General features: G+C 47.9%; 10 protein-coding genes. 9 read left to right on the top strand and 1 reads right to left on the bottom strand.

The genetic code is table 11. The features are described 5' to 3' along the window. Positions 1–356 precede the first annotated feature (356 nt). The 6 genes from dapD (at position 357) to ACE5KN_RS12955 (ending at position 6,328) form a co-directional block, all read left to right on the top strand. Positions 357–1,070, top strand: a complete 714-nt coding sequence (gene dapD, locus ACE5KN_RS12980; RefSeq protein WP_375527891.1) for a 2,3,4,5-tetrahydropyridine-2,6-dicarboxylate N-acetyltransferase — start codon at positions 357–359, stop codon at positions 1,068–1,070. A 156-nt stretch (positions 1,071–1,226) separates the two neighbouring features. Beyond that, positions 1,227–2,363 carry an N-acetyldiaminopimelate deacetylase gene (locus tag ACE5KN_RS12975; protein ID WP_375527890.1) on the top strand — a complete coding sequence of 379 codons (1,137 nt, stop codon included), beginning with the start codon at positions 1,227–1,229 and terminating at the stop codon, positions 2,361–2,363. A 157-nt stretch (positions 2,364–2,520) separates the two neighbouring features. Then, positions 2,521–3,630, top strand: a complete 1,110-nt coding sequence (locus ACE5KN_RS12970; protein ID WP_375527889.1) for an ABC transporter ATP-binding protein — start codon at positions 2,521–2,523, stop codon at positions 3,628–3,630. Continuing rightward, the gene (locus tag ACE5KN_RS12965; protein WP_375527888.1) at positions 3,620–4,429 is read left to right on the top strand and encodes an ABC transporter permease; all 810 of its coding nucleotides are present in this window, start codon (positions 3,620–3,622) and stop codon (positions 4,427–4,429) included. The genes ACE5KN_RS12970 and ACE5KN_RS12965 overlap by 11 nt, the downstream gene beginning before the upstream one ends. Next, positions 4,419–5,258: an ABC transporter permease gene (locus tag ACE5KN_RS12960; protein WP_375527887.1), complete on the top strand. Its 840-nt coding sequence runs from the start codon at positions 4,419–4,421 to the stop codon at positions 5,256–5,258. Before ACE5KN_RS12965 ends, ACE5KN_RS12960 begins: the two co-directional genes overlap by 11 nt. Beyond that, positions 5,255–6,328 (top strand): ABC transporter substrate-binding protein, encoded by a 1,074-nt coding sequence (locus tag ACE5KN_RS12955; RefSeq protein WP_375527886.1) that lies wholly within the window; start codon positions 5,255–5,257, stop codon positions 6,326–6,328. The genes ACE5KN_RS12960 and ACE5KN_RS12955 overlap by 4 nt, the downstream gene beginning before the upstream one ends. 553 nt (positions 6,329–6,881) lie before the next feature. Here the strand turns inward: ACE5KN_RS12955 and ACE5KN_RS12950 are convergent. Next, a complete protein-coding gene (locus tag ACE5KN_RS12950) occupies positions 6,882–8,039 on the bottom strand; it encodes an aminotransferase A (protein WP_375527885.1) in 1,158 nt (385 codons plus the stop codon). Between the two features lie 1,375 nt (positions 8,040–9,414). Between ACE5KN_RS12950 and ACE5KN_RS12940 the strand changes: the two genes are divergently transcribed. From ACE5KN_RS12940 to ACE5KN_RS12930, 3 genes are read left to right on the top strand one after another with little or no spacing between them, the layout of a single operon-like run. Next, positions 9,415–12,069 carry a DUF6603 domain-containing protein gene (locus ACE5KN_RS12940; protein ID WP_375533084.1) on the top strand — a complete coding sequence of 885 codons (2,655 nt, stop codon included), beginning with the start codon at positions 9,415–9,417 and terminating at the stop codon, positions 12,067–12,069. Positions 12,070–12,089: 20 nt separating this feature from the next. Next, positions 12,090–14,195: a hypothetical protein gene (locus tag ACE5KN_RS12935; RefSeq protein WP_375527882.1), complete on the top strand. Its 2,106-nt coding sequence runs from the start codon at positions 12,090–12,092 to the stop codon at positions 14,193–14,195. Between the two features lie 18 nt (positions 14,196–14,213). Beyond that, the gene (locus tag ACE5KN_RS12930) at positions 14,214–17,453 is read left to right on the top strand and encodes a hypothetical protein (protein WP_375527881.1); all 3,240 of its coding nucleotides are present in this window, start codon (positions 14,214–14,216) and stop codon (positions 17,451–17,453) included. Positions 17,454–17,525: the final 72 nt, after the last annotated feature.

Genomic DNA, 17,525 nt, shown 5'->3' with positions numbered 1-17,525 from the left:
GTCAGGTTTTCAGCACCGAAGCTTATGCTTCCGAAGTGCGTTTTTTCAAAACGCTGTAGTTGGATGAAGCTAGGGACTGAGGAGCGGAGCGTACTTGGGGTACGTGAGCCCCGGAAGGCCCGGCTGAATTCAAGATTCGATGTCGAGTCCGCTTCCTGACTTCCTTCGTGATCAAAAGATGACTTTTTGAACTACCTCTATAAGGGTTTCGCAATGGAATGACCTGAAAGGTGTCAATTGCGGGGCCCTGTCTTTTATGCTATAAAGGATTATAGTGTATGCTTGTTTCCAAAAGGAGCATGATTGTATCCATAAGGAAAGCGTATGACCTGCGATGAAGGAGTGGTTGAACCGAGATGTCTATTGAAATGAACACTCAAGACGTAATCAATCTGATCAAGAACAGCAAGAAAAAGACCCCTGTAAAAGTATACGTTAAAGGTGAACTGGCTTCCGTGAACTTCGGGGAGAATGTTCAGTCCTTTATTTCCGGTGGCGCTGGCGTCGTATTCGGCGACTGGGCCGATATCAAGGCTGTGCTCGACAGCAACAATGCAAAAGAAGAAGATTACGTGGTGGAGAACGACCGCCGCAATTCGGCTGTTCCCATGCTGGACCTGAAGGGCATCAATGCGCGCATTGAGCCGGGCGCGATCATTCGCGACATGGTTGGCATCGGCAACAATGCCGTTATTATGATGGGCGCGGTGATCAACATCGGCGTGGAGATCGGCGACGGCACCATGATCGATATGGGCGCTGTGCTTGGCGGACGTGTCAAAGTCGGCAAAATGTGCCATGTTGGCGCAGGCGCTGTGCTTGCAGGTGTCATTGAGCCGCCTTCCGCTCAGCCGGTGGTGCTGGAGGATGACGTTCTGGTCGGCGCAAACGCTGTTGTGCTTGAAGGCGTACGTATCGGTGAAGGCTCCGTGGTGGCGGCCGGCGCTGTTGTAACGGAAGATGTTCCTCCATTCTCCGTGGTGGCGGGAACACCTGCGAAGGTGATCAAGCAGGTCGACGACAAGACAAGATCCAAAACGGAAATTTTGCAGGAGCTGCGCACCCTTTAATTTCAGGATACGTAGACGGCAAACCTCGGACAAGGCTCGGCGGACGCGCCGGGCCTTGACTTGTCTTCTATGAATTACGTCGATTGACGTTCTTCTTACAATTATAAGCTATGATGATTTATGCAACCATGTGTCGAAAGGAGGTCTGGAACGACGATGACAACAGGGAACTTCAGTACATACATCCAGATCCGGCGCGATCTGCACCAGATTCCGGAGCCGGGCTTCAAGGAGTTCAAGACACAGAGATATTTGCTTGATTACATTGCCGGTCTGCCGCAGGACAGGCTGGAGGTACGCACCTGGAGAACGGGGATTCTGGTGCTGATTTGCGGGACAGCGCCCAAGCGCCGTTTTGGCTATCGTGCAGATATGGATGCTCTGCCCATTGAGGAGGAGACCGGGTATGACTTCAAATCGCAGCATCCGGGTTATATGCATGCCTGCGGCCATGATCTCCACATGACCATTGGTCTTGGCATTGTAACCCATTTCGCTACCGAGCCGATGGCCGACGATCTGGTCGTGCTGTTCCAGCCCGCCGAAGAGGGACCCGGAGGGGCGCTGCCGATGCTGGAAAGCGAGGAACTGGCGGATTGGATGCCTGACCAGATCGTTGGGCTGCATATCGCTCCCGAGTATCCGGTAGGCACCATTGCTACACGCCCCGGCATTTTATTTGCCAATACGTCCGAGCTGTTTATTGATCTGACAGGTGTCGGAGGTCATGCCGCATATCCGCACCGGGCAAATGATATGGTGGTGGCCGGCTCCCAGTTGGTCGGACAGCTGCAGACCATTGTGGCGCGCAACATCAACCCGCTGGATGCGGCTGTCATTACGATCGGAAAGGTGGAGAGCGGCACCAAGCAGAATATCATCGCGGAAACGGCCCGCCTTGAAGGCACGATCCGTACGCTGTCGGCGGAAACGATGACGGTGATCAAGTCGAGAATCGAGGCTTTGCTGCGCGGGATTGAAGCAGGCTTCGAGTGCAAGGCTGAAGTCGATTACGGCTCGAACTATCGGCAGGTGTTCAATGAAGCCGAATTGACCGGCGAATTTATGGACTGGCTCGGCGGACGCGAGGGCGTGAAGCTGGTGGAGTGCAGTGAAGCGATGACCGGAGAGGATTTCGGGTATTTCCTTGAACGCATTCCCGGATTTATGTTCTGGCTGGGTGTGGACACGCCGTACGGCCTGCACCATGCCAAGCTTGAGCCGAAGGAGGAGGCTATCGGTGTGGCCATCCGGGTTATGACCGATTACTTCACCTGGAAATCCCAGTCGTAAAAAACGTTCCCCATATTGCAGCCCTTTTCCCAGCTTTAACGGCATGGGAAAGGGGTTTTCCCGTGATTGAATTCGTGAATAAGTGTGTAACAAAATAAAACGGCGCACAGCAGCGCCCCGGAGCAGCCTGAAGGCTCCCGGACATTAGGAGGTCATAATGGAAGAGCAGCCGATCATAAGGTTCGAGAACGTAACGAAGCGTTATGATAACGATCCGCCCGTTCTGTCGAATGTCAGCTTTACCATTGAGAAGGGCAAGTTTTATACCCTGCTGGGGCCATCGGGCTGCGGCAAAACGACGATTCTGCGCATGATTGCCGGCTTTGCCGAGCCGACGGAAGGCTCTATCTATATGAACGGCAAGCTGATTAACCGCGTGCCTGCGAATGAGCGCCAGGTCAATACGGTGTTTCAGGACTATGCCCTTTTCCCGCATCTGAATGTGTATGAGAATATCGCATTTGGTCTGCGTATCAAAAAAATGAACAAGCATGACATTGACACCAAGGTGAAGCAGGCGCTGAGCTTCGTCAACCTGGAAGGCTACGAGCAGCGCAGCATCAGCGAAATGTCCGGCGGCCAACGCCAGCGCGTCGCTATTGCCCGGGCAATCGTCAACGAGCCGGAGGTGCTGCTGCTGGATGAGCCGCTGTCTGCGCTTGACCTGAAGCTGCGGACAGAAATGCAGTACGTGCTGCGCGAAATGCAGCAGCGGCTGGGCATTACGTTTATCTTTGTTACACATGACCAGGAGGAAGCTCTGGCCATGTCGGATGAAATTTTCGTCATGAATCGCGGCAAAATTGAGCAGAGCGGTACGCCGAATGATATTTATGACGAGCCGATCAACCGTTTTGTAGCTGATTTCATCGGCGAATCGAATATTGTACCTGCCAAAATGCTCTCCGATTATCTCGTTGAATTCAACGGACGGCAGTACGAGTGCGTGGATGCGGGACTTCGTCCGAATGAAGAAGTGGAAATCGTCATCCGCCCGGAGGATCTGCAGATTACCACCGTCGATGAAGGCAAGCTGCGGGTAAAGGTCGACACCCAGCTGTTCCGCGGCGTCCATTATGAGATCAGCTGTTACGACGAATCAGGCCATGAGTGGCTGGTGCATTCCACCCGCCGCGCCGATCCTGGCAGCGAAATCGGTTTGTATTTTGATCCTGAGGCTATTCATGTCATGAGATTCGGGGAGACCGAGGAAGAATTTGACCGCCGCCTGGAGGCTTACGAAGAGGTGCAGCCGCATGTCCGGTAATACGCGCGCAGTATATCTGCTGCCCTATTATTTGTGGATTGTGCTGTTTGTCGTAGCGCCTGTGCTGCTGGTGCTGTATTATTCCTTTTTTGATGTGGACGGGAATTTTACGCTGGCGAATTACGCCAACTTTATGACCCCGATCTATTTGCAAATGACGCTCAGCTCCTTCTGGTATGCGCTGCTTGTAACCGTGTTTTCGCTGCTCGTAGCTTATCCGGCGGCCTATTATTTGACCCGGACGAAGCACAAGCAGCTGTGGCTTCTGCTTATTATTTTGCCGACATGGATCAACCTGCTGCTGAAGACATATGCCTTCATCGGCATATTTGGCACACAGGGACCGATCAACGGTCTGCTCAGCGTCTTTGGCATCGGAGAGCAGCAGCTGCTGTTCACCAGCTTCAGTTTTGTGTTTGTATCGGTGTATATTTTCATCCCGTTTATGATTTTGCCGATTTTCAATGCGCTGGAAGGGCTCAACCCTTCACTGCTGGCTGCGGCGCGCGATCTTGGGGCTTCGAAGTGGACAGCCTTCCGGCGGGTGGTGTTTCCGCTCACGCTGGGGGGAGTGCGCTCAGGCTGTATGGCTGTCTTTATTCCCGCGCTGTCCCTGTTCATGATTACCCGGCTTATTGCAGGCAATAAGGTAATCACGCTCGGCACGGCCATCGAGCAGCATTTTCTGGTCACCCAGGATTGGGGCATGGGCTCAACGGTTGCGGTATTCCTGGTTGTCGCCATGATTATTCTCATGCTGCTGTTCGGCGGCAGAGGGGAGGTGCAGCGTGGAAAATAAGTCCAGGCTCAGCAGCGTGTATCTCTTGTTTGTGTTTCTGGTGCTGTATGCGCCAATTCTGTATCTGATGTATTACTCTTTCAACAGCGGCGGCACGATGCACGGCTTTGAAGGTTTTACGCTGGAATGGTATATGGAGGTGTTCCAGGACACCCGGCTTATCATCATTGTGATCAACACGCTGGTGATTGCGCTGCTGTCGTCCGCCATTGCTACGATGATCGGTATAATGGGGGCCTTGGCGATTGAGCGTGTGCAGCGCCGACGTGTCAAAAATACGCTGCTCTCGCTGAACAACGTGCTGATCGTCAATCCTGATGTCATTATCGGAGCATCGTTCCTTATTCTGTTCACCATCGCCGGCATCAAGCTGGGCTTCGTGTCTGTGCTGCTTTCGCATATCGCGTTCAGCATCCCGATTACGGTGCTGATGATTTTGCCGCGGCTGCAGGAGATGAGCCCGACGCTGGTGGATGCCGCCCGCGACCTGGGTGCCAGCCGGACGGATGTGCTGACGAAGGTCATTCTGCCGTTCATCAAGCCGGGGATTTTTTCGGGCTTCTTCATGGCTCTGACCTACTCCCTGGACGATTTTGCGGTGACGTTCTTTGTGACAGGCAGCGGTTATTCAACTCTGTCGGTTGAAATCTATTCGCGGGCCCGGCAGGGTGTGGCATTATCGATCAATGCTCTGTCCACGCTGATTTTCCTGTTCACCGTGCTGCTGGTCATCGGCTACTATTTCATTAACCGCAGGTACAACCAGACTTCCATGCAAAAAGCGGCACGGGTGAAGGAGACTGCGGCGGAAGTGGGGGTGCCGCAATGAAATCCCTTGTTAGAGTGTTCGTATCGGTTTTTGCCGCTGCCTTTATCCTGATGGGAGTAGCCGCATGGCTGAATTCCAGTCAAGGGTATTCGGGCGGGAATACGCTGACCATTTACAACTGGGGCGATTATATCGATCCTGAGCTGCTGGACAGGTTCCAGAAGGAGACAGGTATCACGGTCATTTATCAGACCTTCGACTCCAATGAAGCGATGCTGACGAAGATTGAGCAGGGTGGCACCTCCTTTGATGTGGCCATGCCCTCTGATTATGCGATATCGAAGATGAAGGAACAGAATCTGCTGATTCCGCTCGATCATTCCAAACTGCCGAACCTGAAAAATATCGATTCACGGTTTATGAATCTGTCCTTCGACGAGGGTAATAAGTATTCGGTTCCATATTTCTGGGGAACGGTCGGAATTATATTCAACCCTGAAATGACAAAAGGAATCGACTTCAACAGCTGGGATGATCTGTGGGACCCAAGGCTGCGCAACAACATCCTGCTGGCGGACGGAACCCGTGAAGTGATGGGCATGGGGTTGAACAGCCTTGGTTACTCGCTCAATGATACGAACGAGGCTCATCTGCAGGAGGCCTTGGCCAAGCTTAAGCTGCTCTCCCCGAATGTCAAGGCTGTTGTTGGCGATGAAATCAAGATGATGCTGGCCAATGAGGAAGCTGCGGTCGGGCTCGTCTGGTCCGGTGACGCCTCGGAAATCATGGGCGAGAACGAGAAGCTGGATTACACCGTTCCGCAGGAAGGCTCAAATCTGTGGTTTGACAATATGGTCATCCCGAAGACGGCCACCCATGTGGAGGCGGCCCACAAATTCATCAACTTCATGCTGGATCCCGAGGTGGCTGCCCAGAACACGGAATATGTCGGTTATTCCACCCCGAACAAAGCGGCTTTGACGCTGCTGCCCGAGGATATTTCCGGCGATACCCGCTTCTATCCGGATGCCGAGCTGATCAAGCATCTTGAGGTATACGACAATCTCGGAAAACGAATGCTGGCTCATTATAACGAGCTGTATTTGCAGTTTAAAATGAGTCTGGATTAGCCAGACAGTACAAAGAAGCCTCCGGCTCCACTGTAAAGTGGGGCGGAGGCTTTTTTTGAGTAGGCAATGCCGCGAAAGTTAAGTTAACTCATTTTATGGACTCAACCTAATCATACGTGCTTGAAAATGGAAGCCTCCAATCGATCGTGGCAAGGCATGTGAACTCGCTGTCCGGTAGCTTTGCACGATTATCCCGTTTGATAAGGTGCAAAGAAACAGCGACCCGGCGGCCGAAAATACTTTAGGCTCGTTAAAGAAAGTAATGGATCAAATGAGGCACGAAAATGCCTGTGGTTACGCGATTCAGGACCATTGAATGGGTCTATTATTTTTTGATTGTGCCCTCAACTCCTCCATTCTGAACAAAAGGGATAATCGTGCAAAGCTGTATGAATAGGCATCAGGCAACGGACACCAGACACCACGCACCACACCCTATAGACACTCGTCTCACTCAGGCTACCAGACTTTGAGGGGATCGAATCCCCTTCCTGCAAGAAAGCTGGCAAAAAGCGGTCGGCTTTGATTCAGCGTCAACCCCAGCCGCAGATTTTTATGACAATTTCCCAATAAAGGCTTCCAGTCTGTCCAGTCCAGTCTCCAGCAACTCCTGCGAACACGCATAGGAGATGCGGATATAACCTTCGCCATACACGGAAAAGGCGTCTCCAGGCACAACGGCGGTGGCGTATTCTTCAAGCAGACGGAGCGAAAATTCCATGGACTTCAGGCCAAACTGCTGAATGGACGGGAACAGGTAGAAAGCCCCTTCCGGTTTGTCCAAAGGCATGCCCATCGCAGTCAGGCGACCGTGGACATAGTCCCGGCGTTTGTGGTATTCCTCGCGCATGGGCAGCGCATCATCGGTCCCGGCTATTAGCGCCTCCAGGGCTGCGTACTGGCTGATCGAACTGGCGCAGGTCACATTGTATTGGTGTACCTTGACCATATGCTGCGTAATTTCAACGGGTGCCAAGGTAAAGCCGATCCGCCAGCCAGTCATGGAATGCGACTTGGACAAGCCGTTGATGACAATAGTCCGCTCGCGCATTCCTTTCATGGAAGCAATGGAGGCATGCGGCACATCATAAACAAGCTCGCTGTAAATTTCATCGGAAATGACAAAAATTTCACGCTCCTGCAGCAGTTCAGCGATTTGCTGCAGCTCTGCTGCCGTCATGACCCGGCCTGTCGGATTGGACGGATAACCGAGAATCACTGCTTTGGTTTTGGCTGACAAATGAGGCTCAAGCAGCTCGGCTGTCAGCTTGAAGCCGGAAGAACGGGTATCGACCAGAACGGGAATACCGCCCGAAAGGCGGATCAAGGGCTCGTAGCCCGGATAAATAGGGCCAGGCAAAATCACCTCGTCGCCGGTGGAAAGGATCGTGCGCAGTGTGATATCAAGCGCCTGGCTGGCTCCGTTCGTGATAATAACCTCATCATTTCCCCGGTAATAAAGTCCGTATTTGCTTGCTATGTAATTTGCGGCGGCGTCGCGCAGCTCAAGCAATCCCGCATTTGGCGTATAGGCGGTGCGTCCTTCATCAATGGCACGGTGAGCAGCCTCCATAATATGGCGGGGAGTCGGGAAATCAGGCTGCCCGAGGGTCAGGGACACGACGTCCGGTATGCCTGCCGCTCTGTTGGCGATCTTGCGGATACCGCTGATCTGAATGTCTTTTACATGTGAGTTCATTAAATGTTCCATTATTGTGCTCATCCTATCGCTTCTTTTTTTGAATGCTGATTGTGATTAGTGTACCACAGAATTCGCCCGGTCTGAATTTGATGTTGTGGGAGAAATCATTATAAATGATAAAGATGAAGTTCTTTGTGCTCTTCGGTCTCAACACATGTCTCAACCGGGGCTGTGGAAATTTCCAGGGGGGGGAAATTGAACAAGGAGAGGATCATACAACTGCATTAATGAGAGAAATCAAAGAAGAGCTACATTGTGACATTGTAGTAGGTGAATAAATTGGATACAACGTACAGCTACCTTACCGTCATAGTTCGTTTGATTACTTATGAAGCTAGAGTTGTTGATGGGACCGCCGATCGCTACTGAACATGAAAGGTTGGAATGGGTACCTCGGCCCCTTATAGGAGAGCGTGAATGGACTCCAGCGGATATACCTTCTGTTCATCTATTATTGAATAAAAGATAGCAACAAACGTCTTCAGTTTGTTCTAGAATGTTTGGGAACTGGGAATAGGCAACTTGTTTAAGTGTGGTACATACGTTTCTTTGAGGATTAAAAGTTGATCATGACCGAGCCCGTCAAACCTAACAGATATTAATTACCCTTTCTTCACATCAAAATCTCGTGATCGCAAAAGATCGTTTTACCTCGATTTCCCTTAATCGTTCTGCGTGATTTGAGTAATCTTTTTTTCACTATCACTTTCAATTCTACCTGCGGCCAGAACAAATGCAGGCAAGGATACACCATTCAATAGACCAAGAGAAGGGAGCATGTACGAGCTTGCTTCTGGTCAATAACACCTTAGAGTCTGGGGAGAATTGGATGTAACCTTCAGACATACTTAAGAAATGATTCTATACAAACAAATAATAATCACATGGAGCATTCTTGCTTCATGTGTTTTTTTCTTTATAACATGCAAAGCCCTGGCTACTTTGGTATTAGAAGCACGGAAGTATTTATTTCTCTATTCGTGTTTGGGATGGTTCACGTTTGCCAGCAAACCAGTCCCGAAATAGGAATAGAGGTGGCTACACTAGGAAGCGGGACGATATCCTGCTTATTTCAACCGGAATTATCCAATTCCCTAATGATTTCCATCGGTTCAAGGCATACTGGGTTCAAACAGCCTAGCTGCCTCCATATCGAGCTGTTCATTAAGAAAATCGATTGCGTGACAACATGGTTTGGGCTAGGGTCACTAATGGGCGCTTGTCTTGTAGGCGAGTGGTAGTTCTTCTTTTTATGCTTCAAACGCCAGCAAAGGAGTGGAGCGTGAGTTGCACTCTGTAGCTCAGCCTGCCATGTAAACATTGAGAATAAAGAAGGAGATGAAGGAAATAATTAAAAAAATGCCTGAAGGAAAGAAGGTTAAAAATGGTAACCTGCGTGCCAGTAGATGATGGCCTGCTTCAGAATGTTCTGCATCGTCTAAGAATATTGGATTCGAATATCCCATTAAATGTTCCGACTGAGTTTTATGAATTGAATTTAAATAACATTTGTAAAAATACGGATGTTGATCTACCCGATGAGCTCATCATGACGGCAGATATTAGCGAATATTCTAATGAAAATCCATGCAAAATTGTCTTGTTTGCTAAGCGAGTTTCGTCCGCTCCTGTAGAATATCTCTTTGCCTTTTCCATCAAATTAGAACGTATTTTCTCGCTATCTGACATCGAAATTTTTGGGAAATCCTACAAGGAGCTCGGATTTATAAATTTAAAAATCGATGAGCTCATATTCGCTAGCGATAAGGATAATAAGATTACAAGAGAAACAATCCGTGATTGGAATGCCAGGATTGTATCCGAACTTGGTGAAGAACAATACAAATTTCCAGAAGTAGACCTTGATTATGGTCTCCGCTTGATGGGTCTGTTTCAAATTGGAGATTACCTCCAATCCATTTCACAATTTTTAGGATTTCGTGACAGTACCTTTGTAAACCTGCCTCTAAACAGCTTGACTGATACTGACTATAGATTAGAGGTATGGTATCCCGCGCAATACACCTTTGGCCCCCTAACCCTTAGCAGAGTTGGTCTATCTTACGACACCCAAGCAAAGCGATTTCAATTTCTCATTGAGGCGGTGCTGTCCGTCTCTAACGTTAAGCTCGTTTTAACCGACTTAAAAGTGACTTCCCCCTTCAAACAGTGGATCCCAACAACGTGGTTGGATAGTTTAGCGTTATCTTACGATATGCCGGATATTTTGGAAATCAGCGGAGGCTTACTGCGGGATAACCACGAATATAGCGGTATAGCGGTAGTCGAACTGATTCAAAGGACGCTTGTGGCAATTGGCTCTTATGCAGAGCGTGATGGCACCGAATCTTTATTTATATTCGCCAGCGTGAAGGAGCTTTTGGGGGGGCCACCCTATTTATACGTTACAGGGCTTGGTTTTGGGTTTGGAGTCAATAAGCAATTCATTGAGCCGCCGATCGATAAGGTTCGTGAATTCCCATTGTTGCAGTCGCCATGTAATGATATTGAACAAGTCTTAGCTTCCTTGGAAGGCAGTTGGATTCAGAATAATGTAGGTTCAAATTGGCTCGCGTTAGGTATAGACTTTTTGACATTTCAGTTTATTGAATCCCATGCCTTACTTATTGCGCAATTTAAGCATGACTTTGAGATGCTGATTTTAGGTTTTTCCGAATTAAAAATTCCACGTGAGAATCCTTATGTCTATATTGAGCTGCAATATAAAGGATCCTGGAAGCCGAATAAGGGGTTTGTTGGCATCACGGCACAAATCACCTCAAATTCATACTTATTCGACCCTGATTGCAAATTAACAGGAGACTTTGCCTTTTGGTCATGGTATAAAGGCTCTCAGCAAGGAGATTTTATTTTATCTGCGGGGGGGTACCATCCACAGTTTGTGGTCCCTTCCCATTATCCAACCTTAGAAAGGGTAAGCGTTAATTGGCCGATTCAGGGTGGGACGATAAAAGGTCAATCCTATTTTGCTCTCACTCCTTCTTGCCTGATGGGTGGGGGGAACCTGGAGTTAACTTACGGCGGTAACAATGCCAGCATTTCATTAACCGCATACGCACATGTTTTGGTGGAATGGGAGCCATTTCATTTTGATGTGGCCATTGGAGTTACCATTAAGGGTAGAGCAAGAATAAAGATGAAATATGTAGGAAATGTCTCAGCTTCGTTCGAAATCGGTGCAAATTTGGAACTGTGGGGAACCCCGACCGGAGGCAAGGTGAGCTTTGGTTACAAATCGTTACGATTGACGGTTGGATTTGGCAAAGAACGAAGTGGTGCTTCGAATGTGAGTAGTCCAGAGAAGCTTCGTGAAGCATTGCCGGGAGGAGAACGATATCTTCAAGCCCAGGTAAAGAAAGGTCTTATTCGAGAACATGCCGGTGAATGGATTATCCGGCCGGATGACTTTGCGTTCACTATAGAATCAGGAATTCCAATTACTTCATATGATTGTTTCGATGCAGTCCATGACACGAAGCTACCAAAACTGCATATCCGCCCGCTTCCATGCGGCAGTAGTTGCCCCGGCACATATCGGTCGCATCTATATGTCCGAGTACAATCATCCGGAAGTACATGGGATGATAAGGAGTGGGAGGTTAAAGAGCTTGAAATGTACGTACCAGAAGCCTTATGGGGAGAGCCAGTAGCTTCACTTCGTCCAAGCTCCAAACTCACTCAGCAAACGGTTGGCTTGGCCTTTCGGCCCGTTGTACCTGCGATCCAGCCGGAAGGATCCATTGATCTTCATGGGAAAATCGGAATTGAGTGTCTTCCGGAGAAGCCTACCGTTACGAACATAAATATAAGACATATGCCAGGGGAGCCATCTGACATTTTATCAGACCGTTTGAAAATACTTAGCCATATAAACGATAACCCGGCTAAAAGCGAACGGCAACGAATTATCCATGTTTTGACGCAAGCAGGAATTTACAACGGGAGCAATGATTCACTTCTCCTCCTATCTAGGGACGCTGCTCAGTTGTACCCAGAACCCCCATTGATCATGACATAACAAGTCGGAGGTACTTTAAGATGTGTGCCCAACGTCAAAAACGTCGTTATACGGACATTGTGGATCTCTATAGTAAGTTTGAGCCGACCCTGCGTGCCGGATTATATCAACTGGAGTTTAACCAGCAGATATTTGATCCGTCTGGAATCCTGCTTGACGATTTAACAGCAAGAGGAGAGAAGGATTTTGTTGTTAGCGGCCCTCAGTTCTCGCTACAGCCAGCCGATTTAGGGAACAGCTATCCTCCTCCGGGGCATCCGGGATTATTCGAAAATGTATTGCCTTATATTCAGTTAAATAATCCGCATTTGCCTTGGATCCGTAAACTAGATGCTTCAAAAATCCCTGATTCGGATAATCTTCCATGGCTTTCCCTGCTAGTGCTTCAAGAGAATGAATGGCAAGGGGAGGGGATTCCTACGACCGCTTCTATTGCGGAGTTCCTAACAAACTCCAGAGAAATAGCCGTTCCTAATATCGATATCCAGCAAATTGAGGACACTACACAATCCTGCAAATACCTTGAAATGTCTGTTGGGACATTTCGTACGCATTTTTCAAAGGTAGATGATTTACGCTGGATCGTCTCCGCAAGAGTTCAGCCGGGCACGGCACAGGGAAGAGCGATCATCACGGCCCGTCGCTTTCCGATAATTAGTGACCCTCAGATCCCACAGCAGAAATATGCCTGCTACTTGGTTTCACTTGAGGGATTGGAAGATTTTCTGATGCCGACAACGACAAGATCAGAATCCATAATCAGACTTGCCTGTCTGCATCACTGGACGTTTACAACTATAAACCAAACAGGCGAGTCATTCAGGGATCTCCTTAAAAATATGCTGAATAACACAATCGCTCATCCCGATGATATCTGGCTTCGGCTTCCCCGCTCGCTAATTGAGCAAATTCCTGATGGTGATCGCAAACGTCTTCTCGACGGTTATATCCCGCTCAACTACCATACTCGTTCGGGGGAAGAAACCCTGACGTGGTACCGTGGTCCGTTCATTCCCGTCTCTAAGACGCTGGAAAAACCAGTGGGGAAACCACATTATACATCAAACGAGCTGTTAATTTATGATCCTGATAAAGGTGTTCTAGACACGACATGGAGCGTAAGTAGTGAAATAGGAAAGGCGCTCGCCCTGCAGGATTCAAACTTCATTAAAGACTTGCTGCAAGCGAGGAAATGGTGGGTGCGTTCCTTAGATAAAGCCTCGGCTTTTGAAGGCCATTCTATCGACCAACAACTGAATCAACGAATATTAGACTGGTCTAAATTAGTGGACAGAGCATTGTCTTTTAATACGGACACTGTCGTGCCCACCGAGGAACGGCCTGCATGGAGAAGAAACCGTCTGCTATCCCGTCCTGATCCAATCGATCGGCTTCGCCGTGCCGCAAATGATGGCGAATTGATCAGGTCCATACAGGGAAAGCCTTCATTCTATGACAACGGTACAACTTGGGCCACGAACGCAGTCAACTTTTCGGATATACCGATGATGTACTTAATCCCTAATGAACATATGCTGCCAATGGAAGCAATTCGCTTATTTCATGTCGATCCTACATGGATTGAAGCGATGTTCGATGGTGTATTCAGCATAGGAATTCAGACGGATTTGGATGAGATTATCAATCAGTACATTCGATGGGATTATACAGCAAATATTGATACCCCCGTATTCGGCGTTATCCTCCGTTCGGCGCTTGTATCCGGCTGGCCGGATGTTCATGTTGAAGGCTGGAGACAGGGTAGAAAGTTAAATGTGCTATCGGATGATCGGCGGGAAAACATTCTCTTCTGCCTGTTTGATGAGGTTCCTGACATGATCACCATTACAGAAGATCAAGATGATCTCACCTACGGTATGAATACGGACTATACCATTGAGCTGAGACATGTAACCTCATCCGAATTTGGAAATATTATTGCAAATGGAGAAACTTGCATTCGAGGATTTATTTCTCCCAGCGGTCAGATTGATATCTCGGCATTACACGTTCACTTGCAGTCTCGGATTTCCGATCTTACGGGGAGCAACATTGAATTAAATCCTGTCAGCTTTATGCTGCAGCTGATAAATGGAGCCGATCGGGGCGTAATCAATATATCTTGAAGAAATGGTTGTGATGACATGAATTCAAATACGCTAGTTGTTCCGATGGTACTACACGCTTTAGCTGTCGACCCTATTGTTGAACAATACCAAGCCAATCGCCGATTTAAAAGAGATTACAAACAGTTGGATCAATTTTTGACTGCTGAGCCCGAGGCATTTAGCGGCAAAATTCAGTCCTTGGAGCAAGGCATCTATTTACATTGGATTTTGCCTGATTATTTCTTAAAGCCGTCCGAGGACAAGGAGGAATCGGCCTATCCTGTCGTACCAAATCGCTGGGTCATTCTTCGCTTAAGTGGCCCTACAAATCAGCGGAAACTCCGTTCATGGATCGTCGAGAGCGACCGGCTACATTCTCCTACCGGAAGCCCTTATCGGGTAGAGCAGGGGAGATATATTCGATCCACTACGATCGGAAAGGTGGTTAACGGAATTGATGCTTGGTCTGAAACCGATTCAAACAAAGCGCTTTTTCTGACAGCTATGGGATCGGGAGACCTTACTTTCTCTACATATCAGCCAAGTTGTGAGAATGTTTTCTCCATAGTAGATAAACTGGATGATCTTACAGAGGATGAACTGGAATTGGATTATATCGTACTGGGTTGGTTTTCCAACCCTAAATATGATCCTTTATTTGGCGTTCAATCAATCCAGGAATTTGAGGCAAAGCTTCGTTCTTACGACTGGTCAGTGCTTGATCCGAACGCCTTGTTTGCAGACCAAATCGTGTTAAAAGGTCAAATTCAGAAAGTAACCTGGAGTAGGAACGGAAATCCTGCATATCGTCATGCTGTGCATCATCCAAATCGAAATCTAGTTATCGCGGAAACTTCAGTTGACGCCATTTCCGAGCTCCTTGGTTCATTTAAATATGATATCCCTCAGAAGGAGGAATCGATTGATCATATTGTCGAAGCCTTGCAGTATGATCTGCTTCGTTCTTTTGAAGAACCCGGTGAAGAAGAACGACTCGAGCATCAAATTCATAGAAACAGCTTTCATTCCTCCCCTGGCGGAACATTATGGGAGTTGGTCGATCCCGAAGACAGCACTGCTTCTTCTATTTGCCCAACTGGCTGTGTTCAAGAAGAAGATGCATTGCTCGCTGCTTTGAATGACAGTCAACAAAGGTATGATTCAGAGGTTCGCAAATACTCCTCGTTTCTGCAGATGCTCTACGAGGTTTGGTGGAAGTGGAACAGAGAAATTATCCCGGAAGATATCCTAGTGGACTACATTAGCGAGTCCAATGAACTTAGTAGACGCGTCGCGATTTTAAGGGGAGAATGTTTAGCGAATAAGAAAGGATTAGAGCAAGTATTACGGGAACATCGTTCCAAGCGAATTATAAAAAAGTTGGAAATGCCCAGATTCTGGGCTCCTCAAGATCCCGTTGTGATGATCACCGGGTTTCAGAAGGCATCCCATCAGTTTATGGTCGGTCTGTTGGAATGCTCAATATTCGAATATGATATTGATGCTGAGCCAAGCTGGCCTGCCATAGATTTATCAAAGCTTCCTCTGCATGTTGCCAGTCTATTAGTGGACAGATTAAATGATACAACTCTAACCGATGTATGGCGACAACCCTGGCTACCGTTGTTTTTAGAATGGGAGGTGGAGTGGGAGCAGGTGCCATACACAGGTGATCATTGGACATTCGACGGTTACGACAGATCGATGAAGAATGGAACAGTCGCATCTACGCAGCGATTAAAAGGTCGGACCATTTTGAGCCCGCACGCTATCTTTTCATTAAAGTCCAGATTTCAGGATTATGCCAAGCAGCATCCCAATGAGAAGATTACTGAGGACGTGGTCAAATTCATCGAAAAACTTGATCACTGGGACGTTCTTTCTCAAACTTTAGGCGGATTTCATTTACAGCTTTTGCAAAGAGATGATCGTATCCACCCGGTTCCGAGCTTTGGAGAAATTGATGACGTTATAGATCAGATATTGGGCTCGGAATTTCGAAGCATGCCCGTTCCAAGCGCTGCAACTCATCCCGATGAGATTACATTTCAGCCCATCCGAGCCGGTAAACTGCGTATTATTCGCTTGGAAGTCATGGATGGTTTTGGCCAGTTGGATGTTGTCCCCCTTGGCCAACGCCATATGATTGCGGAATCAGTACGCCCCTTGGCTTCTAGCGGAAGCGAGGTTGAATTGAAACCAAGGCTGGTGCAGGGTGCAAGACTTAATTTTCAGATGGTGGCTGCAGAACCTGAACAAGACGAGCACTCCGAACAGTATGCTAATCCGGTGTGTGGTTGGGTGATACCTAATCATATGAACCGAGGCCTGTCTATTTACGATCCGGATGGCAGCCCTTTAGGACATCTCCGGCTTTGGGAGGATCTTCAGGGCAAAAAAATAGTAAAGTGGGAGGATGCCCCCAAAATAAAGAGTAGCTTAGCATTAAGTAACATTCATACTCACCTTAACAGAGCTATTCGCGGAATGGTGGCAGCAGGTGGAGATGAATTTGCTACCTTTCTCAAAGTGATTGATGACACCCTGTGGATTATTGACCCCAAAGGGCATGAAACTGATCAGGTATTAGCAGCTTTCATGGGACGTCCCTTGGTGCTTGTACGAGCTAAATTATCATTGGAGCTGGAGGGATTACCTGTATATTCAGCCGGGAGTATATATCCCAGGGACAGGAATGAAAATTACTTAAAGCATAAGTATGAAATTAAACTCGGTAATCTTCACCTTAAACAGGATGGAGTGCTTGGCTACTTTCTAGGGGATCGTTATAACCGCTTTTATTCGGTTTATGAACCGAACAATCATCAATCAAATTTTGTCCAACAAATCGGAACAAAGCGAAGCGAGCATGAAAATGCACATTACATTCGATTAAGCTTTCAGGAATCCCATAATGAAGCATATATAACTCTTCTGATGGATCCTTTTGCCGTTGCGCATGCTACTTCGGGTATACTCCCTGTGAAGGATATCGCATTGATGGAAAAATTCCGTACGAAAGCACTGCAGAATATGGAGGTTTACTTCTCAACGGGACCTTTACTGACTGTACAGATTGTAGAGGAATCGAATGGTACGAGCCTGCTCCTCCCAGTGCCAAATAGCAACAAAACCAAATGGTCATGGATTGAAAGATCTAGAGACGAACCTGATAAATGGCTAGAGTATGCTATTAAAGAGCAGGATGAGAAAGATCCACCAACCAGGGATACACCATCCATAAGAGAGGGGATGTACAAGTTAAAGTTAAAATAATTGGTCAAAAAAAGTTTGTCCAACATATTGCTTTGAATCTGCTGACAAACCGAGACTAAAATATTTACGACC

The sequence above is a fragment of the Paenibacillus terreus genome, assembly GCF_042138595.1.
Classification (GTDB): domain Bacteria; phylum Bacillota; class Bacilli; order Paenibacillales; family Paenibacillaceae; genus Paenibacillus; species Paenibacillus terreus.
The sequence above is the reverse complement of the archived record's forward strand: the minus strand, read 5'-3'. Positions and strand labels throughout refer to the sequence as shown.

What these genes read in the sequence shown, in the direction of transcription:
- dapD (WP_375527891.1), top strand. Translation starts at nt 357, where the DNA reads ATGTCTATTGAAATGAACACTCAAGACGTAATCAATCTGATCAAGAAC.
- ACE5KN_RS12975 (WP_375527890.1), top strand. Translation starts at nt 1,227, where the DNA reads ATGACAACAGGGAACTTCAGTACATACATCCAGATCCGGCGCGATCTG.
- ACE5KN_RS12970 (WP_375527889.1), top strand. Translation starts at nt 2,521, where the DNA reads ATGGAAGAGCAGCCGATCATAAGGTTCGAGAACGTAACGAAGCGTTAT.
- ACE5KN_RS12965 (WP_375527888.1), top strand. Translation starts at nt 3,620, where the DNA reads ATGTCCGGTAATACGCGCGCAGTATATCTGCTGCCCTATTATTTGTGG.
- ACE5KN_RS12955 (WP_375527886.1), top strand. Translation starts at nt 5,255, where the DNA reads ATGAAATCCCTTGTTAGAGTGTTCGTATCGGTTTTTGCCGCTGCCTTT.
- ACE5KN_RS12950 (WP_375527885.1), bottom strand. Translation starts at nt 8,039, where the DNA reads ATGGAACATTTAATGAACTCACATGTAAAAGACATTCAGATCAGCGGT.
- ACE5KN_RS12940 (WP_375533084.1), top strand. Translation starts at nt 9,415, where the DNA reads ATGGTAACCTGCGTGCCAGTAGATGATGGCCTGCTTCAGAATGTTCTG.
- ACE5KN_RS12935 (WP_375527882.1), top strand. Translation starts at nt 12,090, where the DNA reads ATGTGTGCCCAACGTCAAAAACGTCGTTATACGGACATTGTGGATCTC.
- ACE5KN_RS12930 (WP_375527881.1), top strand. Translation starts at nt 14,214, where the DNA reads ATGAATTCAAATACGCTAGTTGTTCCGATGGTACTACACGCTTTAGCT.